The following is a 21,229-nucleotide window of genomic DNA, read 5'->3' as shown; positions in this document are numbered from 1 at the left end:
GTCGCCCCGGGGCAGGGACGGCGAAACTCCCTTCTGTCCGGTTTGGAGGTGCTCACCGAGGCCGACGACTACACGCACGAGGCGGTGCAGATCAGGCAGGACTTCGTCCGTGAACGGACCGGCGTCTCCCTGTCGCACGTGACGCGGTACTCGTTCGATCCGAAGGTCGTCGGCGGCAACGTCGAGCAGTTCGTCGGCGTCGCACAGGTTCCGATCGGGCTGGCCGGGCCGCTGCTGGTCAACGGCGAACACGCGCGGGGCGAGTACTACGTTCCCATGGCCACCGCCGAAGGCACGCTGGTCGCGAGCTACAACCGCGGCATGCGTCTGGTGTACGAGGCGGGCGGCGTGACGACGACCATCATGGCCGACCACATGCAGCGCGCACCCGCGTTCGTCATGCCGAGCGCACGCGAGGCCCGGGCGTTCGCCGGCTGGTTGGACGAACACCTCCCGGAGATCAAGGAGGCGGCCGAGTCGACCACGCGCACGGGCAAGCTGCAAGGCATCGAGAAGTACACCGCCGGCCGCATGCTCTACACGCGTTTCAACTACACGACGGGCGACGCCGCGGGCCAGAACCTCACCGGGAAGGCGACGCAGGAGGCCTGCCGGTGGATCAGAGCCCGGTACCCGGCCGTCGAGCACTACATCCTGGAGTCCAACTTCGCCACCGACAAGAAGAGCTCCCAGGTCAACATGCTGCACACGCGCGGCAAGCGGGTGACCGCCGAGGCGACGATCCCCAACGAGCTGTTCCGGCGGATCATGCGCTCCGACACCGCGCTGATGTTCCGCGCGCGCCAGATCTCCAATCTTGGCGGCTTCATGTCGGGGGTCAACAACAACGGCGCGCACTCCGCCAACGGCATCACCGCCATCTTCATCGCCACCGGACAGGACGCCGCCAACGTGGCCGAGTCGTCTGCGGCCTACGTCCACGCGGAGCTTCGTCCCAACGGGGACTACTACTATTCGGTGACCATCCCCTCGCTCATCGTGGCGACCTACGGCGGCGGCACGGGGCTGCCGACGCAACGCGAGTGCCTGGAGATGCTCGGCTGCTACGGCAAGGACGGGGTGCGCGTGTTCACCGAGATCATCGCCGCCGCCGTATTGTGCGGGGAGCTGTCGCTGGGGTCGGCCATCGTCTCGGAGGAGTGGGTGGAAGCCCACGACCTGTACGGGCGCAACCGCCCCTGACCAGCGTCGTCAAGCGTTGCCGCGCAGGCGCCGCAGGGCGTGCGCGTGGGCGTGCTCCTCGATCTCCGCGGCGCCTACGTGGGGTCGCCTTCTGGGCGTAGGAGCACCTTTCCTACGTCGACGCCTTCGCCGTCGTGGCCGTCGGCCACCAGATTCAGGGCGTCCCCGAAATCCGCCAGCTCCAGCTCGTGGCTGATCAGCAGATCCGGCCGCAACAGTCCGGCGCGGAACATCCGTACGGCGTGCAGCCAGGCGGCCGACGGCGCGCCGAAGACGCTCGCGACGGAGAGCTGCCCCTCGACGATCAGACTGGGCGGCAGCCCCTCGGATGGGCCACCGGGGATACCGGCGAGCACGAGCCGGCCGCCCCGGCGCAGCATCCCCGCCGCGGAACGCGCCGAGCCGCTGACGCCCGCCGTCTCCACGACGACGTCGAACGCGGGGCCCAGGGCGGCCGCCTCTTCCGGCGCGCTCAGCCCGGTCGCGCCGGATCCTCGCGCGGGCCCGGCCCGGCCCGCACGCGGCTCGACCACCAGCAGCTGCGCCGGCGAGTACGCGGTGAGCACCTGGACGGCGAGCAGACCGAGCGTGCCACCGCCGACGACCGCCACCCGCTCCCCCGGCTGCACTGCGGCTCGCAACACCGCCGCGACGGCCACCGCGGCGGGTTCCAGCAGGGCTGCCGCCCGCAAGTCGGTGCCGGGCGGCAGCGGATGGAGCAGCCGAGCGGGCAGGACGAGATGGTCGGCGAAGGCGCCCGGCTGGGTGAAGCCGGTCTCGTCGTATCCCGTCGTGCACAGGTTCGTGTCGCCCTCACGGCAGCGCTCGCAGGTCTGGCAGTTGCGATAGCCCTCCCCCACGACGGGCGCCCCGGCCAGGCCCGGGTCCGTTCCGGGCCCGATCGCCTCGACGACCCCTGACCACTCGTGGCCGGGCACGATCGGGTACGACCTGAACCCTTCGGGCCGGGTTCCCTCGTACAGCTCCCGGTCACTGCCGCAGATCCCGGCGGCCGACACCCGGACGAGCGCCTCGCCCCGCCCGGGCTGCGGGACCTCGCCCGTGACGAGCCGCACCTGGTGAGGAGCCTCCAGCACGACCGACCGCGACGTCCGACGGGTCATGACGAGGCGCCGCCGGTGCGGGTCGCGCGGTATTCGGCGACCACGAGATCGGTGAGCTCCTGCAAGGAGGTGTCCGCGGTCGCCTTGTCGAAGGTGATCCGGCCGTGCTGCAGCAGGTTGATCCGGTCGCACACCTCCAGGACCTGCGCGTAGTTGTGGGCGATGATGATGATCGACACCTCGCCGCGCGCCTTGAGGTCCCGGACGAGGTCGAGGATGAGCGCCCCCTCCTTCGCTCCCATGGCGGCCAGCGGCTCGTCGAGCAGCAGGATCCGGGCGTCCGAGTAGACCGAGCGGGCGACCGCGATGGCCTGGCGCTGGCCGCCGGACAGCTTGGCCACCTCGGCGTCGACGGACGGGATGCGCACCCCCAGCTCGTCCAGATGTTGCCGGGCGAGCCGGCGCATGGTGCGGTTGCTGAGCAGCGGCCAGCGCACCACCTCCCGGTTGAGGAACATGTTGTGGTACACGGTCAGCTCGTCGATCAGGGCCAGGTCCTGGTAGACGGTGTCGATGCCGAGCGAGCGCGCGTGGTCCACCGATTTGATCGTCACCTCCTCTCCGTTCACCGTGATGCGGCCCGAGTCCGGCCGGTGGAAGCCGCTGAGGATCTTGATCAGGGTCGACTTGCCCGCCCCGTTGTCGCCGATCAGGCCGAGGACCTCGCCCTTGCCCAGGTGCAGGCTCACGTCGGTCAGTGCCGCCACGGCGCCGAACCGCTTGGCGATGTGCTCGACCTGCAGGGCCGGCGTGCCCGTCGCGTCCTGCGGGTCTGGTGTGTCCGTCACGTTCTGCCCGCCCTCCGCAGCCTGGCGAGGTGCACGTTGAGGATCATCGAGATGATGATCGCCATGCCGAGGATCAGGTTGAACGGGTTCGCGCTGATCCCGATGAGGTTGAAGCCGTTCTGCAGCTCCGCGAGCACGAGCGCGCCGAGCAGGGCGCCGATGACCGTGCCGGAGCCGCCGGCCAGCGCGGTCCCGCCGATCACGGCCGCGGACACGGCGATGAACATGGCGCCGGTGCCGCCCGAGTTGGGGTCGATCGTCTGCGTGCGGAACGCCTCGAGGATCCCGGCGAGGGCGGCCAGCCCACCCATGATCATAAAGTTGCCGATCTTGATGCGGCCGGTACGGATGCCGGCCTCGCTGGCGCCGTGCGGATTGCCACCGACCGCGATCGTGTGGAGCCCCCACCGGGTGCGGGTCAGCACCACATGGAAGAACGCGACGATCGCCAGGCACCAGATCAGCTCCGACCAGTCCGCCCGCCCGAACCACGACGCCAGGCTCTCCGCCGCGGCGGGGATCTCCGCCGGGTAGGCGTGCGAGGTGGTGAGGGTGATGCCCTGGATGAGGAAGAGGGACCCGAGCGTCGCGACGAACGACGGCACCCGGAGCACCACCACCACGAATCCGTTGCACAGGCCGATGAACGCACCGGCGAACAGGGACAGCGCGATGGCGAGGATCGGATACACCCCGTAGAAGTCGATCGCGTAGTGCATCAGGAACGGCGACAGCGTGAAGACCATCCCGGCCGAAAGGTCGATCTCGCCGCTGACGAGCAGGAGCACCTCGCCGACCGCGAGGATCGCGTACGGCGCCATGCTCTGCGAGATGTTGACCAGGTTGTCGTGGCTGAGGAACACCGACTTGGAGTACTGGAAGTAGACGACCAGGCCCAGGGCCACGACGAGGATCGTGGCCTCGCGGCGGCGCATGAACCCGTCGAAGGTGACCTGGAGCACCCCGTGCACCCGGCGTCCAGGTGCACGCGGTGCGTCGTCAGTCTCCGTCTTGCTGCTGATCGTGTCGCTCATGGCCGCATCACTTGTGGGGAATCGGGCCGGACCGGTTGAGCAGTTGCTGCTTGGTGCTCGACCCCTCATACCTGGTCTTGGTCGTCAGGTACGGATCCACGTTGTCCTTGGTCACGAACAGCAGCCCGGTGTTGGAGTCGGGCGGAGCGATCAGGCCGCCGGTCAGCTTGTACATCCACAGGTACAGAACGGGCAGGAAACCCTGCAGGTAGGGCTGCTGGTCGATGGTGAAGTCGAGGTTCCCCGCCTTGATCGCCGTCAGCGTGGCCGGGTTGAGATCGAATCCCCCGGCGGCGACCCCCTTGTTCTTGAGCTTGTACTTGGCCACGACCTTCCCGACCGCCTCGGTCGAGCCGGCGTCGACCGCGAACATTCCCTTGAGGTTGGGGTGCCCTTGGGCGTAGGCGTCGACGGTGGACAGCTCCTTGGGCAGCTCGGCCCCGCTCGCCACGTCCCTGAAGTTGATCGACTTGCCGGAGGCCTTGATCGCGTCCTTGGCGCCGTCGATGCGGGGCTGGATGTTGAGCGAGCCCGGGGTGGCGATGAAGCCGACCGCGTCCCCGCCCGTCATCAGCTCGGCGATGCGCGTACCGAGCTGGTAGCCGGAGAGGTACAGGTCCTGCCCGACGTAGGCCAGCCGGTTGGTCCCCGGATCGCCGCGCGCTCCGTCGGCGTTGTAGGAGACCACGGGGATGCCCGCGTTCAGCGCGTTGTCCACCGGCTGCTTGAACGCGGTCTTGTCGACGACCGCCACCGCGAGCCCGTCGGCCTTGGCGGAGATCGCCGCATTGGTCGCGCTGATCATCTCCGGCACCACCGATTCCTTCGAGCCCGTCCACTGGAACTCGCAGCCGAGCAGCGCGCACGCGTCCTGGGCGCCGTACTGCGTCGCGGTGAAGAACGGGTTGGTGGTGACGTGGTTGACGAACACGAACTTCCACTTGGGCGTCTTGGGGAAGTCACCGGCGCCCGAACCGCCGGCCGAGTCCTCGCTGCCGGCCTTGTTGTCCGACGAGCACGCCGCGAGGAGGGCCGAGGCGGCGGCGGTGGCGCTCACCAGCCCCGCGCCGCTGAGCAGCCGCCGGCGTGCCACGTCGCTCAGGCCGAGGGTCTCGACGGCCTCTTCGACAGTGGGATCGATCTTCTTCATCACGAGCCTTCCGTGGAGAACGCGTAGACCGTCGCGGTCCGGTAGATCTGGCCGGGACGCAGGACGGTGGAGGGGAACTGCGGCTGGTTCGGCGAGTCGGGGAAGTGCTGGGTCTCCAGCGCGAAGCCGTCGCCCTGCCGGTACGCCCGGCCGCTGGTGCCGTAGAGGGTGCCGTCGAGGAAGTTGCCCGAGTAGAACTGGATGCCGGGCTGGTCGGAGTACATCGAGAGCACCCGGCCGCTGCCCGGCTCACTCACCCGCGCGTGGAGCCGGAACCCGGAACCGTCGACGACGTAGTTGTGGTCGTAGCCCCGCCCGTACACCATCTGCTGGTGCCCGTCACGGATCCGCTCGCCGATGGCGGTGGACCGCGTGAAGTCCAGAGGGGTGCCCGCCACGGGAGCGAGCCGGCCGGTCGGGATCAGCGTCGAGTCGACCGGCGTGTAGCGACTGGCGTTCAGCCGGAGCCGGTGGTCGTAGATGGTGCCCGTCCCCTCGCCGGCGAGGTTGAAGTACGAGTGGTTGGTCAGGTTGACGACCGTCGCCCTGTCAGTCGTCGCGCGGTAGTCGATGCGCAACGCCGAGCCCGAGAGGGCGTAGGTCGCGGTCGCCTTCAGCGTCCCCGGGTAGCCCATGTCGAGATGCGGGCTGGTGAGGTCGAGCCGGAGCGACACGGTGTCCTGGCTCTGCGCCGGGGTGGCCGTCCAGACCTTGGTGTCGAATCCCTTTGTGCCGCCGTGCAGGCTGTTGGGATCGTTGTTGATCGGCAGGCTGTGCGTCACGCCGTCGAGGGTGAAGGTGCCCCTGGCGATCCGGTTGGCGTACCGGCCGATCAGCGCGCCGAAGTAGGGGCCGGGGTTGTTGTGGGCCACGTAGTCGTCGAGGGTGCGGAATCCCAGCGCCACATTGGTGGTCCGGCCGCGCCGGTCGGGCGTCTCGATGGTCTGCACGATCCCGCCGTACGTGATGATCCTGACGCGTACCTTGCCGCTGGTGAGGGTGTAGCGCCAGACCTTGGTGCCGTCGGCGAGGGTGCCGAAGAGATCCTTCTGGATGGTCGGCCGGCCTCCCTTGGCACCGGCGGGCGCGGCCGAGGCCACCGAGCCGAGCCCGGTGGCCGAGACCGCGAGCACGGCGGCCGCGAAGAGCCGGCCGGACGTACGGATGGGCGAGGACCGTGCTGAGCGCCTGAGCATGGGCATTCCCTTCCTGGGAGGACGGTTGCGCTGGCATGCCCCGATGGTGGTGCGACAAGAGACCCGCGACGCGGCTGCGCCCGAGTCCGCGATCGTGGTGCGGCTGGGGGGCCGCAACGGCGGTGCGGTTGGGCGGCGCCGTGGTGCGGCCTGGAGGGCCCACAACGCTGGTACGGAAGGGACCCGCGACGGTATGCGGTTGAGCTCGCGATCGAGGTGCAGGTGAGGCCGCAATGATGGTGCGGCCAGAGATCCGCAGCGGTGGTGCGGTCAGGTGCGCGGTAGTGACGTGGCTGGAGACTTGCGGTACTTGGGTTAGGGACTGGCTATTGCCTCCTTGTAGTAGCGGCCCAGCATCGACAGGCCGATCGCGGCCCGCCGTACACGTTCGCGTGCGGTGGAGACGGCGAGCGGCCCGAGGTGATGGCCGGAGGGGTAGATGCCGGGCGCGTTGCGGACGGTGAACTTCAGGTGGACGGGGGCCGCGACCCGGACCAGGTCGGGCACCTCGTAGTAGCGGACGGCGCCCCCGAAGTCGTCCGCCCCCTCCACGTAGACGTCCAGCGGGACGTCGACCGCCCGGCGGATCGCGGCGATCTGCGCGAGCGTGAGGTCGGTGGGCACGTTGATGGTGGTGACGCCCAGTTCGGCGAGCAGCCGCGCGGTCGCCGGGTTGGACGAGGGGAACGACACCGAGGCCTTGAACTCCAGGTCCGGCGGCAGGTCGCCGGTCTCCCGCATCCGGCGGAGCACCCAGAGTTGCCCGACGTCGGCGACGAGGACGCTGCGGACGCCGAGCCCGCAACCCCGGACGACGTCCTCGATGCCGTAGACCAGCTGGTCGGCGCCGCGCAGCGTTCCCGCGGCCACCCGTCCGGACGGTGAGGCGACCTGGATGCCCACGTCCCATGCCGCCCGGGGACCGACGAACAGGCAGATCTCCACCTTGTGCTCGCGGCCGAGCGCGACCATCTCCTGGATCTCGGCGTCGGTCAGCAGCATCATGCCGCTGCCCTGGCTGATGCGGTGGATGCGGATCTCGTGCTCCTTGGCCGCGTCCAGGACCGCGTGGAACGGCTCGGGCCCCTCGACTGAGGGGATCTCCACCCGGTACTGGGCGCCGTCGGGAAACCGCTTGGCCGAGGTCGGCAGATCTCCGAGATCACGTCCGGGAAGGCCCAATGAGGCCAGAAAGTCCCTGGTCGACTGCATGTGGGTTCCTTGCTCGATATCTCGAACACAGTTCGAGATATGCGACTGAACCTGAAACGTAAATCTCCTCGGAGGAGCCGTCAATGCCTCTTTCATGACCATTAAGCCGGGTTTCGTCTTTGACGCGGGTGGGGCGGCTCCCTACGCTGAGTTCGATATCCCGTAAGCCGTCCGATGAGGGGAACGATGTGGGCCGTGCCGTACCCGCCGTCACCCGCGCCCTCGACATCCTGGAGCTCTTCCTGGAGAGCGCGCCTCTCTCGGCGGCCGACATCACCCGGCAGCTGGGGTTGCCCCGCACCACGGTGCACGAGCTGCTCAGCACCCTGACCGATCGTTCGTACCTCGCGCCGGTCCCCGGCCAGCCCACGCGCTATGTGCTGGGCCTGCGGCTGTTCCAGCTCGGCGCCGTCGTCGCCGACCAGCTCGACCTCGCCCACGAGGCCCGCCGTGAGGCCGAGATGGTGGCCGCGCGCTGCGACGAGACGGTCCAGGTCGCGATCCTGGACGGCACCGACGTCGTCTACATCGCCAAGGCCGACAGCACTCACTCCGTACGGCTCGTGTCGGCGGTGGGACGCCGGCTGCCCGCGCACTGCACTGGCCTGGGCAAAGTGCTGCTGTCGGGGCTCAGCGCCGAGGCGCTCGACGCCCGCTATCCACGCGATCGTGAGCTGCCGGGCATGACCCCCCGCAGCATCACTTCTCCCGCCCGGTTGCGGACTCACCTGGCCGAGATCCGTGAACGCGGCATCGCCTACGACGACTGCGAGTCCAACGAGGCGGTCCATTGCGTGGCGGCTCCGGTCTACGACCACACCGGCGCCATGGTCGCCGCCATGAGCATCTCGGTGCCGTCCCTGCGCTGGAGTAACGAGCGCCAGCGGGAATGGGGTGCCCTCGTCCAAGAGGGCGCAGCCGTTCTCTCCCGCCGCCTGGGCCACCGCCCGACGCCCTCAGCTGCTCGGCGTACGTAGCCCGACGCCGGCAAGCGAGACCTCATCCGGCCACAAAGCGCCCGAAAAGACCCGGACCACAATCCGATAAAAGGCCGTTCCGATCAGCCCAACACCTGTGTCCCGCTCAATCCTGGTGCTGTCGGTGCGCCGGCCGGTGCCCGGTCACTCGTCGACGGGCTCCCATGATCAGCGGCTGCTCCGGGTCGCGTCGCGGACGAGTTCGGGGATGCCGTGCTTGCGGAGGTGCTGCCCGCAGTTGGGGCACCACACGGTGCTCGGGACGACCGTGACGGTGGCGCAGTCGTTGCACGCTATGTGCATGCCCTGGCCGACCGTCATTTCCTGCTCCGCGATAGGGAACTTGGCATCGCAACCTTGGCAGTCGATGTCGAAATAAAGGGTCGGTCCAGGAGGGTTCGGGCGCGATACGTAATAACCGCAACCGACGCACGGTGCGTCGGCAGGGTCGCCAGGACCAACGCGGGCGAATCGTGCGCTCAACCGGTCATTGATGTCCGAGTAGAGCTGCTCACAGGCCGGGCACACCATTTCTGGCTCGATGCCGATCGTGACGAGCTCACATGTCTCGCACGCCCTGGCCTGTGGCCCCTCTCTCAATGTCCGGTAGGCGATGGAGGTCGCGACGATGGCGGAGTCGGCTCCGCAGCCCGGACACTTCAGGACGGGCTCAGGATCAGCCGGTCTCCTTGCGCACGAGCTACAGCCAGGGGGCTCTGCGTCACGCTTGCGCGACGCACGTCTGAACCACATCAGTTCTCCGTGCAGAGGTGGGAGCGGGGTTGCACATCACCATCCTCTACCAGAGTGCGCGTTGCGATCGCGGCGGGCTGGTCGTCAGGCTGCGCATCCGGTGTATTCGGTGCGGCGCCAAAACATGATGCCCAGCATCAGCGGGAACATCGCCACGTGCGCTACGAGCATCACGGTCTCGCCGTCGATGACGTTCAGCCAGAGCAACGGGAAGAGCGGCACCACGGGCGCGAACATGGCTCCGCACATCTCCAACGTGGCGGGCCAACTGTGGCGGCGGAAGCGCATGATGACGGCCATGCCCACGGACATGTTGAACGCCATGAGGAGGTAGGCCAGTTCGGGGTCGCGTTCGAAGGAGAAATCGAGTCCGGCGACGGCGAAGAGCACTCCCAGGACACCCATTCCGACGAACATCGCAATGATCATTTCGATGTAGTGCCGGGTGAAGCGGAGCCAGGGGCGGCGGGTTGATGCGATCTGTGTCATGCGTTCACTGTCGTGCCCTCGCCGGAGCCGGCCAAGGCGGCGCGCTCGGGTTCGTCCGGAATCTTGGGGAGTGCGTCCTGCCACCGTAGGCTCGGCCCATGACCGAACGGCGTGTGGTCGTCGTCGGATACGACGCGGCAGAGTTGCTCGACATCGCCTGCATCACCACGAGCCTGGGGGTCGCGAACCTGCACGGCGTCAAGCCTGCCTATCACGTCCGCCTGGCGAGCCCGGGAGGCCACCCGATCACGTGCGGCACCGGTCTCACGCTCCTCGCCCAGGAGACGCTCGAACGGGTCGCCGGGCCGCTCGACACGCTCATCGTGTCGGGAGGGATCGGGCACCTGGCGGCGGCCGACAACGGGGTGATCGTTGCCCATGTCCGCCGGCTGGCCAGGGAGAGCCGCCGTATCGCCTCGGTGTGCACGGGCGCGAGCATCCTGGCGGCCTCCGGCCTGCTGGACGGCCGGCGTGCGACCACCCACTGGCGGTGGGCGCCGAGCCTGGCCTCCCGCTACCCCAAGGTCGCCTTCGACCCGGAACCGATCTTCATCCGGGACGGCGAAATGTGCACCGCTGCCGGTGTGACCAGCGCCCTTGATCTCACCCTGGCCTTCGTCGAGGAGGACCACGGAGCCGGCGTGGCGCGGAGCGTGGCCCGCAATCTGGTGACCTATCTCCAACGGCCCGGCAACCAGGCGCAGATGAGCATGTTCACCAGCGCCCCGCCGCCGGCCAACGAGCTCGTCAAGCAGGTGGTCGACCATGTCACGGGGCACCTGGACGCCGACCTCACCGCGGCCACGCTCGCCGCACAGGCGGGCGTCAGCGAGCGGCATCTGACCCGGCTGTTCCTCAAGAACCTCGGCCAGTCACCCGGCCGGTTCGTACGGCAGGCCCGAACCGAGGCCGCCGCTCACCTGCTGACTTCCACCACGCTGCCCATGGCCGCCGTCGCGACGCGCTGTGGCTTCGGAACGGTCGAAACGCTGCGCCAGGCGTTCATCGCCCGATACGGCATCCCGCCCTCCCAATATCGCGCCACCCAATCCTCCACTGGTGCACGTCAGATTTGAGGTCGCACACCAGGCAGGTCTCCGCTCAACTCCGGCATCCAGGCTATTCAGACACCCGTGGGAAGCGTCTCCAGTTCACCTTGCTGGGCGGCTTCCATGTGGAGCGGCTGAAGGGCCGTTGTGCGGTGGAACCAGCAGAGGGCGTCGTAGCGGTCGCCGAGTCTGGTGGGGACAGAGTTGCGGTAGTCCCGGAGCGGGTCGTAGACCACGCCGATGGCGCGTTGCCCGAGGGTGGACGTCAGCCAAGCGGCATCCGGGTCGTCGGCGAAGATGTAGAGAGAGTGATGGGGAGCCTCCTTGCACAACAGTGCCTCCAGGGAGCCCGGCCGGGCCGCCGGGACGGGCATGATCTCCATCGGGTCGCCCCAGCGGGGGGCGGCGACCACCTCTCCGGCGCCGCCGGCGAATCCGACGATGACCGTTCGTTCGCGGCCATGGCGTTCGCGGACGAGCTGGCCGAGATTGACCATCCCGGCGTCCGCCATGGTGGTCGCGCGGGCGTCGCCCACATGGGTGTTGTGCGCCCACACGATGGCCCGCGAATCGTCGCCGTGGTGGTCCAGCAGTCGATCCAAGGTGTCGGCCATGTGGATGTCGCGGATGTTCCACGATCGTGAGCCGCCGCCGAGCATCGCCCGGTAGTAGCGGTCGGCCCCCACGGCGACCTCCGCGTTCTGCAGGACGTTCAGATCGTCGGCGGACGTCGTACGGCCCGCGGCGTTCAGGTCGTCCGCGGACGTCGTACGGCGCAGCCGGGTCACGAGGGCGAGCACCTCGTCAGTGCAGTCGTCGGGGGCGAACGCGTACGACTGCGGATCTTCGTTGTGGGGCTCGAAGCACTGGTAGGCGGCCAGTGCCGTCTCCACGTACTCGGGCCGGTGGACCGCCAGGTGATCGATGACCGCGCGGAGGGATTCCCACAGGCTGTAGACGTCCAGGCCGTAGAAACCGGCTCCCCCGGGTCGCCCGGCGTTGTGGTCGCGGAGCCAGCGGCAGAAGTTCACCGTCTCCTGGTTGGCCCACATCCAGGTCGGCCAGCGCCGGTAGCCGTCGAGCACATCGCGCGGATCACGGTCGCCCGTCGTCACGCTGCGGTTGATCTCCCAGCAGTCCGGCCAGTCCCCCTCGACGGCGACGAACGAGAAGCCGTGCTCGGCGATGAGGCGCCGGCTCAACGCGGCGCGCCAGGCGTAGTACTCATGCGTGCCGTGGCTGGCCTCGCCCAGCAGGACGCAGCGGGCATCCCCGATCCGATCCAGCAGCGGATTGAGATCGGATTCCTCCTCCAGCGGAAGGGCCATCTCACGCACCATCGTTCCCCCACCTCCCCGGCGAGGTGAGATCTACCCCTCCCCACCAGCTGAAACACCTATCCGGCAGGGGGGCTGGACCAGTTGCTCCGGCAGCCGGCCAGACAACCGAAGATCGGACATCTATGAGCAGGACGGCCGGTTTCGGACGTGGGCGGGTGCTCGCGGGCCGCCGGGCGGAGGCTGAGACCATGGACGCTGAACGAGAACGGCTGCGCGAGTCGGCGGCCCCGGACGCGCCATGGCGGCGGTGGGGCCCGTACCTGAGCGAACGCCAGTGGGGCACGGTCCGCGAGGACTACAGCGACAACGGCGACGCGTGGAACTACTTCCCGCACGACCACGCCCGTTCGCGCGCCTACCGGTGGGGCGAGGACGGTCTCGGCGGCATCAGTGACGACCAGCAGCGGCTGTGCCTGTCGGTGGCGCTGTGGAACGAGCGGGATCCCATCCTCAAGGAACGGCCGTTCGGGCTCACCAACGGGGAGGGCAATCACGGCGAGGACGTCAAGGAGCTCTACTTCTACCTGGACAGCACGCCGACCCACTCCTACATGCGGCACCTCTACAAGTACCCGCAGGCCGCGTATCCCTACGAAAAACTGATCCGGACCAACCGGGAGCGCGACAAGCTCACTTTCGAGTACGAGCTGCTCGACACCGGTGTCTTCGACGAAGACCAGTACTTCGACGTCTTCACCGAGTACGCCAAGGCAAGTCCGGACGATCTGGTCGTACGCGTGACCGTGGCCAACCGGGGATCCGAAGAGGCAGTGCTCCACGTTCTGCCGACGTTGTGGTTCCGCAACACCTGGTCATGGAGCGGCGGCGACACGTACAAGCCGGCGTTGCGCCAGGACGAGCCTGGGGTCATCAGGGCAGAGCATCGCGAGCTCGGTACCTACCGCCTTCACTGCGAGGGGCAACCGGAGCTGCTCTTCACCGAGAACGAGACCAACCACAAGCGTGTCTTCGGCTCCCACAACGCCTCGCCCTACGTCAAGGACGCATTTGACCGGTACGTGATCCACGGCGACGAGGACGCGGTCAATCCGGCTCGTACGGGCACCAAGGCGGCCGCCCACTACCGGCTGGTCGTCCCAGGCGGGCAGCAGACGACCATCGATCTGCGGCTCAGCAACGAAAGCCTGCCTGCCACGGGAAGCTCGCTCGCCGACGCCGGGCAGGTGCTCAGCGAGCGGCGGGCCGAGGCGGATGCGTTCTACGCCGAGCTCTCCGGCGACCTCAGCGCGGACGAGGCACTGGTGATGCGGCAGGCCATGTCGGGGCTGCTGTGGAGCAAGCAGTACTACCTCTACGACGTGGAGACATGGCTGGCCGAACACCATCTGGATCCGTGGACGCCGTCGGACCGCCGCAACCACGGCTGGTTCGACATGATGGCCGGCGACATCATCCTGATGCCGGACAAGTGGGAGTACCCCTGGTTCGCCGCCTGGGACCTGGCGTTCCATGCGGTCGCGCTGGCCGCTGTGGACCTCGATCTGGCCAAGCATCAGATCGAGCTGCTGCTCGGCGATCGCTATCTGCATCCGAACGGCCAGATTCCCGCGTACGAGTGGAACTTCAGCGACGTCAACCCGCCCGTCCACGCCTGGGCCGCGCGCTACGTCTACAGCGAGGAGCTGCGGCGGACCGGCCACGCCGACCGCGACTTCCTCGAGCGCGTGTTCCAGAAGCTCCTGCTCAACTTCACCTGGTGGGTCAACCGCAAGGACCCCGACGGCAACAACGCCTTCCAGGGCGGTTTCCTCGGCCTGGACAACATCGGCGTCTTCGACCGCAGCGCCCCGCTCCCGACCGGCGGGCAGCTCGACCAGGCCGACGGCACCGCGTGGATGGCCTTCTACGCGCAGTCGATGATGCAGATCGCGATGGAGCTGTCGGACGGCAACCCGGTCTACGAGGACATGGCGGTCAAGTTCGCCGAGCACTTCCTGTGGATCTCCGCGTCCATCGACCGCATCGGCAACGTCAAGGAGGAGATGTGGGACGAGGAGGACGGGTTCTTCTACGACGTCCTCCGGCTTCCCTACGGTGACGCCATGCGGCTGCGCGTGCGCTCGCTCGTCGGGCTGCTGCCGCTCTGCGCCTCGACCGTCTTCCTGCCGCGTCCCGAGGGTGAACGCCGCGATCTGCTCGACAAGATCCGTGAGTTCGCCGAGCGCCATCCGCAGCTGGCGGAACGGATCTCCGCCGCCAGGACCCCCGGCGCGGGCGGCCGGCGCCTGCTGTCGCTGCTGGACGGGCACAAGCTCCGGCGCGTGCTGGCGCGAATGCTGGACGAGCGGGAGTTCCTGAGCCCGTACGGCGTCCGGTCGCTTTCCCGCCACCATGCCGAGCACCCCTACGAGTTTCAGGTGAACGGGCAGACGTTCCGGGTGGCCTATCTCCCGGCCGAGTCCGACAGTGGCATGTTCGGAGGCAACAGCAACTGGCGCGGGCCGGTCTGGGTGCCGATGAACGCGCTCATCATCCGCGCGCTCCTGAATCTCCACGCCTACTACGGCGACGAGTTCACCGTCGAGTGCCCCACCGGCTCGGGCCGCCGGATGACGCTCTTCGAGGTGAGCGAGGAGCTCACCCGGCGCCTCACCGCGATCTTCCTGCGCGGTCCGGACGGCCGCCGTCCGGTGTACGGCGGGCAGCACGTCTTCCACTCCGACCCGCACTGGAAGGATCTCGTTCTCTTCCACGAGTACTTCCACGGTGACAACGGCGCGGGCATCGGGGCGAGCCACCAGACGGGCTGGACCGCCCTGGTCGGCGCCTTCATGGTGCTCTACGACCATTCCACAGCGAGGGGGGTGCGGACATCATGAGCTGTCCGCTTCGGTGGCATATTTAAGGAGTGAGCGTCAGTGTGGTGAGTCCGGTGCTGGTCGGGCGGGGTGCGGAGCTCGGCGAGCTCGACGCCGCGTTCGCCGACGTCCGTGCCGGGCATGCCCGTGCCCTCCTGGTCGGGGGCGAGGCGGGGGTCGGTAAGACCCGGCTGATGCGCGAGTTCGGGCGGCGGGCCGGTGCCCAGGGCGCCCGCCTCCTCACCGGCGGCTGCCTGGAGCTGGGCGTCGACGGGTTCCCGTTCGCCCCGTTCACCGCCATCCTGCGGCAGCTCGTCCGGGAGATCGGCGCGGACGGCGTCGCGGAGCTGGTCGGCGGCCGGACGGCCGGGCTGGCGCGGCTGCTGCCGGAGTTCGGCGAGCCGGGCGACGACGGGTCCGGGCAGTTCCAGGCGCGGTTGTTCGAGCTGGTGCTGACCCTGGTGGACCGGTTGGCGGAGCGGGGCCCGGTGGTGCTGATCATCGAGGACGCGCACTGGGCGGACCGGTCGTCCCGGGATCTGCTGGCCTTTCTCGTGCGCAACCTGGGCGCCGTCGCGGCGCTGATGATCGTGGTGACGTACCGGTCGGACGAGCTGCACCGCACGCACCCGCTCCGGCCGATGCTGGCGGAGCTGGACCGGATCGACCGGGTCGGGCGGCACGAGCTCGGCCGGCTGTCGCGGCGCGAGGTCGGCGAGCTGATGGCGCGGCTGCGGGGCGTCGAGCCGGCCGGCGAGCAGGTCGAGGCCTTCTACGCCCGCAGCGAGGGCAACCCGCTGTTCGTCGAGGCGCTCATGGAGGCGGACGGGCGGATCGCCTGCGAGCTGCCCGAGTCGCTGCGCGACCTGCTGCTGGCCGGTGTCCAGCGCCTGCCGGACGAGACCCAGGAGCTGCTGCGGATCGCCAGCGCCGGCGGCGCCCGCATCGAGCACCGGCTGCTCGCCGCCGTCAGCGGCCTCGGCGAGGACGGCATGACGCGGGACCTGCGGCCCGCCGTCGCGGGCAACGTGCTCGCCGTCGACGGCGACGGCTACGCGTTCCGGCACGCGTTGATCCGCGAGGCACTGCACGACGACCTGCTCCCCGGCGAACGCACCCGGCTGCACACGCGCTACGCCGAGGCGCTCGAAAACGACCGGTCACTGGTGCCGCCCGGGCGTGCCGCCGCGGAGCTGGCCTACCACTGGCACGCGGCCCACAACGTGGAATGGGCGCTGATCAGCGCCTGGCGGGCGGCGAAGGAGGCCGACCGGGCCGCCGCGTACGCCGAGGATCTGCGCATGCTGGAGCGCGTCTTGGAGCTGTGGGAACGGGTCCCGGACGCGACCTCCAAGATCGGCGAGCCGTACGACAAGGTGCTGGAGTACGCCGTCACCGCCGCCGACTCGGCGGGCGACAGCGAGCGGGGCATCAGGCTCGCCACCGCGGCCCTCCGCGAGATCGACGACCCGCACCGGCGGGCGTTCATCCTCGAACGGCGCGGCCAGATGAAGCACCGGGCGGGCCACGGCGACTGGCTGGCCGACCTGCGCGCGGCGATCGCGCTGATCCCGGTCGAGCCGCCCACCGTCGCGCGGGCCCGCGCGCTCGCGGGATTCGCGCAGTACGTGTTCATGGGCCGGGCGAACGACGATGCCCGCACGGCCTCGGAGGAGGCGCTGGCCGTCGCGGCGGAGGTCGGCGACCCGCTCGCCGAAGCCAGCGCGCTGCAGACCCTCGCCTGCATGGACGACCATCGTGCCTACGACTCCCACGACACCGAGCTGCTGGACCGGGCCGAGGAGATCGCCGCCGAGCACGGCCTGGAGGAGCAGCGGCTCCGCGCGGCCATCAACCGTTCTCACTTCCTCGAAGGCGCCGGGCGGCACGCCGAGTCCGTCGAGACGGCACGCCGTGGCATGGACCTGGCCCGCGAGTGGGGCCGGTTCCGGATCCAGGGCTCCTTCCTGTCGATCAACTACGCCGAGTCCCTCTACTCGCTGGGCCGTTGGGACGAGGCGCTCGCCGGCATCGAACGGGCCCTGGAGAGCGATCCGCCGCGCCCCCACCGCGCCTGCCTGCTCGAGCTCTCCGGCGACATCCTGCTCGCCTGCGGCGATCTGGAGGGCGCCGCCCGGCGCCTGGCGCTGTGCCAGGAGACGAGGGCATGGGAGATCGACCGGCGGCTCCAGGAGTTCCTCCCGATGGTGCGGCTCCAAGCCGAGCTGCTGGTGGCCCAGGGCAAGCCCGAAGAGGCCCTGGCCCACCTGTCGGAACTGCTGAAGCACACCGGCCGCCCCGACGACGCCCGCTATGCCTGGCCCTGCCTGATCGTCGCGGTCAGGGCGGCTGAATCCGCCGACGCCCTGACTCCGTTCATCGAACGCGCCAAAGACACCGCCGTCCACGGCCCCCTCCAGCAGGTCCAGCACGACACGTTCTACGCCGAACTCGCCCGGCTGCGCGGCGAAAACCCCCACTGGCAGCCCATCATCGACGGCTGGCGGCGCCTGGACCAGCCGTACTCCATCGCCAAGACCCTGGTGAGCGCGGCCGAGACCGACGCTGCCCGCGGTGACCGCGAACGCGCCGCCATCCGCCTCGACGAGGCCGTCACATTGGCGACCGGCCTCGGCGCCACGACGCTGCGCGACACCGCCAAGAACCTGGCCGACCGGATCGGTTCGGGCGCCCGCGCGTCATCCCACGGCCTGACCGCCCGCGAGCTGGAGGTCCTGCGCCATCTGAGCCTCGGCCACTCCAACCGCGACATCGCCGAACGGCTCTTCATCTCGGCCAAGACAGCCAGCGTCCACGTCAGCAACATCCTCGCCAAACTCGGCGCCGCCAACCGCACCGAAGCAGCCGCCACCGCCAGACGCCTGGGCATCGGCCTCGACTAACTGATCACCTTCCGTCCACCCTCGCTCGCCCTGTCGCGTGTTCGAGTGGAATGGCGGGGTAGAGCACGGCCATGAGCAAGTCACGTCAGGTAGAGGAGGCCGGTGACAGGTTCGAGCTCGCTCACTACGTCGTCGGCGCGGCGCAGCGGGAGATGGCGGAGAAGGCCAGGGAACACGTACCCGCGTTGAGTCTCAGCGCCGTCGCGGGCGGTCTCGGCTTGATGTCGGCCGCGGCGTCCTATCGGCTGGGTGTGCTGCTGCTGGAGAAGCGGCTGCCGCCCGAGGCGGCGGCGTTCGTCACGGCCGCCACGTTCGGCGGCGGGGCCGCCCTGGCGGGGTTGGCGGCCCGGCGCAAATGGCGGGGCACCCGGGCGCCCCTGCCGACCGAGACCGCCCGGCAGGTCGCCGAGGTCATCGCCGACGCGACGAAGTAGCACCGGCCCACAACGCGGGCCAGCCGCCCGGGCCCAGCCAGCGGGTGGGGATGCGGAGACCGTCCTCGGCGATCCGATCCCAGAAGACCGATGTGTCGGCACCGAGTTCGCGAGCCGCTGGAAGCGCGGACTGCCAGAGCTCGTCGTTGAGGGCCGACACGGGGAATCCGGGGACCGTGACGGCGCGGGGCGCGGCGATCAGGGTCAGATCGATCTCGGGGGCCCGGCACGTGACCGCGACGACGAACGCGCAGAGCATGGCGGCAGGGGTGCGCCGGGGCAGGGACAGTTCGTTCTGGCACGTGAGGTCGCCCATGGCGGCGCGGATGCGGCGGGACACCAGGCTGAGCGAGTAGGCGGGCGCGACCTCCGGAAGGCGGACCAGCTGGCGGAACGCCCTCGGGAGCGGCTCGTTCTCCAAAAGCAGGCCGAGCTGGTCGAAGTGCTCGGCGACGACCGTGTCCAAGGGCCGGACCGAGGTCGCCCTCCAGAGATCGACCGCGTTGGCGCGCAGGCAAGCCCCTTGGAGTTGCGCGGCCGACATGCGGCGGAGTTGGGTGAGCGCCGCTTCGGGAGGGGTGTCGGCGACGGCCGCCAGGACGGTCAGGGTGGCCGGGGTGACCTGATCTGCCCAGGCCTGGGTGGCCAGCTCGCCGAGGCGGGGGCCGACGTCCTGGGCGAGGCGAGGGCGGACACGGCGACGAGTCGGCGGTGCCCAGTCGGGAGACGGCGGCTCCGGCTCGGTCGGGGTCATGGCGGGGAGGTTCGAGACCCAGCGGCGGAAGCGCTTTTCGATCGTCGCGTCGGGCGAGTCGTTGAAGCGCGCCGCGATCTCGCTCACGTGCCAGCCCGAGCGGGTGGGGACGAGCTCCGCGTTGACCAGGATGAGGTCGTTCTTGTCGTAGAGCGCGAGGAGCACGCTCTTTCCTCTCGTGGCGTCCTCGACATAGCCCGGGCTGGCGATGCAGTTGCCCATGTAGTCGGACCACTCGGCCAGTGTCCGGGCGGTACGCGCTATGCGGACGCGCGCTCCGGTGCCCGGGACGGGCGTGCCGTCCACGGCGTCGAGAGGCGGCGGAACGGTGAACTCGCCACTGAGGGCCTCGGCGATCGTGGTGCCTGAGCGGAGATCGTCGACCAGGGCGGACCAGGTCTTCGCGCCGCGGGTGACACCGCCAAGGGCCACCAGCTGGGCGGCGCCAGAGATCGCGAGGGTGACCGAATCGAGGCGCGGGGTCAGGGGCTCCGGTTCCGGTGCCGGCGGATCGTGATCGAACCACGGGTGATAGGGAGAGATCGTGGCGGCGTCGTGTCCGTGCAGGCGGGCGAGCTCGTCAATCAGGTCGGCGTACCAGAGGAAGTCGCCGATGACCTCCTTGGCCGCCGGGTCCTCGGCGAGGCGGGCGGCGAGCGGGTCGCCTCGCCCTGGCACGTGGGCTGCCCAGGGCTGCAACCCGCCCCAATTGGCCGGCGGCCGTGCGTACCCGGCCTTCTCGCGCCAGGTGCCCAGGTCGAACGTGATCCACTTGGCCAGCACGTCCTCGGGCACTGGGAGCTCCCTGTCCAGCACGTCCGTGATCGCTTCGATGGTCACTTCCGCGTAAGCCCGGGCACGGGCCAGGCGTTGCTTCGCATACTGCGCGACCCGATCATCCGAAAGCCTAGCGAACTTCTTCAGCTCGCCCCGGATGTCGCGTACGTAGCGGAGTGGGCGGGGAGGCAGGCCGGTGGACTTGCGCTTCTCCGGGTGCTCGTCGGCGCAGCTCAGGACGGCGTCGAGGATCGTCACGGAGCGGGCAAGCCCCTCCGCCATGCCATGGTCCCCGACTGCCGAGGCCGTCCGTAGCAGCGCAGTCGCCGCGAAGGCGTCGTTCAGCAGCCGTTTGAGCACCTGGTACCAGTAGTGGTGGGTCGGCGTCCAGCGCGCGATGTCCGCCATCGACGGGTTCGTGTCGTGCAGCGAGTACTTGACCTGCCGGAGGATCTGCTCGTCCTCGTACGCCTGCCGCCGCTTCCGGAGATCGTCCAGCCGGTCCTGGCGCGCCTGCGTCGCGAGCCGCCGCTCGCGCCGGACACGTGCGTCGTGACGGGCCATCAGGTGTGCCGAGACCGCGGCCCACAGGTCGAGCAGCAGCTGCAGGCGGCGTGGCCCGGGCATCGGCTCCAGCACGGGGCGGAGGTTGGCGGCGAGCGCCGAAGGCAGGCCGCCGGGGATGAGCCCGCCGCACTCCGGCTCGGTCAGGGCGAGGATCTGCTCCAGTTGCTCCGGGCCGAGCATGTCGCTCGCGGCCGACGCGAGGTGGAGCGCCGCCCAGCGGCCCTCCGCGATCGCCCGTGTCGCGGCCGCGCCGACCGGCCTGGTCGCGTCGGGCCCGAACAGGGCGACCAGGACGCCCGCTCGCGGGCCCAGCCGCCCGGCCCCTTCGACTCCCAGGACCCTGAGCGCGGCCAGCACGGCGTCACGCTGATCACCGCGGGCCCCGTCAAGGCACGCCGACCGGAACCCGCCGCCCAGATCGACCCCGGCGCCCGCCGCGACGGTGCCACCGGCCCGCACGAGCTCGGCCAGCCCGGCGGCCGCGTGCCGCACCGCCTCCACGGGGGCGTCGGCGGGGCCCAGTGCGATGGCCGCGCCCGGCGGCGCCTCGGCGTCCGCCGGAATCCTCGCGGGACCGGATGGCCGGGGCACCCAGGCGCCAAGGCCCGCCCCCGCCACCACACCGCCCGCAAGTCGAAGTTTCATTCCGACAGCATGACC

The 21,229-nt window shown here is 69.7% G+C and carries 16 protein-coding genes; 6 read left to right on the top strand and 10 right to left on the bottom strand.

Going from position 1 to position 21,229, the window contains the following annotated elements; all coding sequences use genetic code 11:
- The first annotated feature begins 48 nt into the window (after positions 1-48).
- Positions 49-1,203, top strand: a complete 1,155-nt coding sequence (locus tag F8566_RS21270) for a hydroxymethylglutaryl-CoA reductase (RefSeq protein ID WP_225993372.1) — start codon at positions 49-51, stop codon at positions 1,201-1,203.
- Between the two features lie 74 nt (positions 1,204-1,277).
- Here the strand turns inward: F8566_RS21270 and F8566_RS21265 are convergent, their stop codons facing one another.
- The 6 genes from F8566_RS21265 to F8566_RS21240 all read right to left on the bottom strand — a co-directional run bounded on the left by F8566_RS21265 (position 1,278) and on the right by F8566_RS21240 (position 7,707).
- Positions 1,278-2,327: a zinc-dependent alcohol dehydrogenase gene (locus F8566_RS21265; protein ID WP_151562464.1), complete on the bottom strand. Its 1,050-nt coding sequence runs from the start codon at positions 2,325-2,327 to the stop codon at positions 1,278-1,280.
- The gene (locus F8566_RS21260; protein ID WP_151562462.1) at positions 2,324-3,115 is read right to left on the bottom strand and encodes an ATP-binding cassette domain-containing protein; all 792 of its coding nucleotides are present in this window, start codon (positions 3,113-3,115) and stop codon (positions 2,324-2,326) included. Before F8566_RS21260 ends, F8566_RS21265 begins: the two co-directional genes overlap by 4 nt.
- Entirely contained in the window at positions 3,112-4,149 is a 1,038-nt protein-coding gene (locus F8566_RS21255; protein ID WP_151562460.1) for an ABC transporter permease, read from the bottom strand. The genes F8566_RS21260 and F8566_RS21255 overlap by 4 nt, the downstream gene beginning before the upstream one ends.
- 7 nt (positions 4,150-4,156) lie before the next feature.
- Positions 4,157-5,299 carry a sugar ABC transporter substrate-binding protein gene (locus F8566_RS21250; RefSeq protein ID WP_151562458.1) on the bottom strand — a complete coding sequence of 381 codons (1,143 nt, stop codon included), beginning with the start codon at positions 5,297-5,299 and terminating at the stop codon, positions 4,157-4,159.
- Positions 5,299-6,495 carry an aldose epimerase family protein gene (locus F8566_RS21245; RefSeq protein ID WP_225993371.1) on the bottom strand — a complete coding sequence of 399 codons (1,197 nt, stop codon included), beginning with the start codon at positions 6,493-6,495 and terminating at the stop codon, positions 5,299-5,301. Before F8566_RS21245 ends, F8566_RS21250 begins: the two co-directional genes overlap by 1 nt.
- 315 nt (positions 6,496-6,810) lie before the next feature.
- The gene (locus F8566_RS21240; RefSeq protein ID WP_151562454.1) at positions 6,811-7,707 is read right to left on the bottom strand and encodes a U32 family peptidase; all 897 of its coding nucleotides are present in this window, start codon (positions 7,705-7,707) and stop codon (positions 6,811-6,813) included.
- Between the two features lie 188 nt (positions 7,708-7,895).
- Here F8566_RS21240 and F8566_RS21235 point away from each other — a divergent pair, with 188 nt between their 5' ends.
- A complete protein-coding gene (locus F8566_RS21235; protein ID WP_151562452.1) occupies positions 7,896-8,684 on the top strand; it encodes an IclR family transcriptional regulator in 789 nt (262 codons plus the stop codon).
- A gap of 168 nt (positions 8,685-8,852) precedes the next feature.
- Here the strand turns inward: F8566_RS21235 and F8566_RS50015 are convergent, their stop codons facing one another.
- Together F8566_RS50015 and F8566_RS21230 are read right to left on the bottom strand one after the other, a co-directional pair.
- Entirely contained in the window at positions 8,853-9,005 is a 153-nt protein-coding gene (locus tag F8566_RS50015; protein ID WP_192809785.1) for a hypothetical protein, read from the bottom strand.
- Between the two features lie 516 nt (positions 9,006-9,521).
- Complete coding sequence (locus F8566_RS21230; protein WP_151562450.1) at positions 9,522-9,926, bottom strand: hypothetical protein; 405 nt, start codon at positions 9,924-9,926, stop codon at positions 9,522-9,524.
- Positions 9,927-10,024: 98 nt separating this feature from the next.
- Between F8566_RS21230 and F8566_RS21225 the strand changes: the two genes are divergently transcribed.
- The gene (locus tag F8566_RS21225; RefSeq protein ID WP_151562448.1) at positions 10,025-11,002 is read left to right on the top strand and encodes a GlxA family transcriptional regulator; all 978 of its coding nucleotides are present in this window, start codon (positions 10,025-10,027) and stop codon (positions 11,000-11,002) included.
- Positions 11,003-11,049: 47 nt separating this feature from the next.
- Here F8566_RS21225 and F8566_RS21220 read toward each other — a convergent pair whose 3' ends face one another.
- Positions 11,050-12,315, bottom strand: coding sequence for an erythromycin esterase family protein (locus F8566_RS21220; protein ID WP_192809784.1), 1,266 nt, complete (start codon positions 12,313-12,315; stop codon positions 11,050-11,052).
- Between the two features lie 188 nt (positions 12,316-12,503).
- On the opposite strand from F8566_RS21220, the gene F8566_RS21215 reads away from it, so the two are divergent.
- From F8566_RS21215 to F8566_RS21205, 3 genes are all read left to right on the top strand, one after another.
- The gene (locus F8566_RS21215) at positions 12,504-15,155 is read left to right on the top strand and encodes an MGH1-like glycoside hydrolase domain-containing protein (RefSeq protein ID WP_151562446.1); all 2,652 of its coding nucleotides are present in this window, start codon (positions 12,504-12,506) and stop codon (positions 15,153-15,155) included.
- Positions 15,156-15,184: 29 nt separating this feature from the next.
- Complete coding sequence (locus F8566_RS52655) at positions 15,185-18,037, top strand: helix-turn-helix transcriptional regulator (protein WP_151562443.1); 2,853 nt, start codon at positions 15,185-15,187, stop codon at positions 18,035-18,037.
- A 71-nt stretch (positions 18,038-18,108) separates the two neighbouring features.
- Positions 18,109-18,471, top strand: a complete 363-nt coding sequence (locus tag F8566_RS21205) for a phage holin family protein (protein WP_151562441.1) — start codon at positions 18,109-18,111, stop codon at positions 18,469-18,471.
- Here the strand turns inward: F8566_RS21205 and F8566_RS21200 are convergent.
- Positions 18,449-21,214 (bottom strand): hypothetical protein, encoded by a 2,766-nt coding sequence (locus F8566_RS21200; RefSeq protein WP_151562439.1) that lies wholly within the window; start codon positions 21,212-21,214, stop codon positions 18,449-18,451. The genes F8566_RS21205 and F8566_RS21200 overlap by 23 nt on opposite strands.
- Positions 21,215-21,229: the final 15 nt, after the last annotated feature.

The sequence above is a fragment of the Actinomadura rudentiformis genome (assembly GCF_008923185.1).
Lineage (GTDB): Bacteria > Actinomycetota > Actinomycetes > Streptosporangiales > Streptosporangiaceae > Spirillospora > Spirillospora rudentiformis.
Note: the sequence above shows the minus strand (reverse complement) of the source record. Positions and strands in the feature narration are given on the sequence as shown.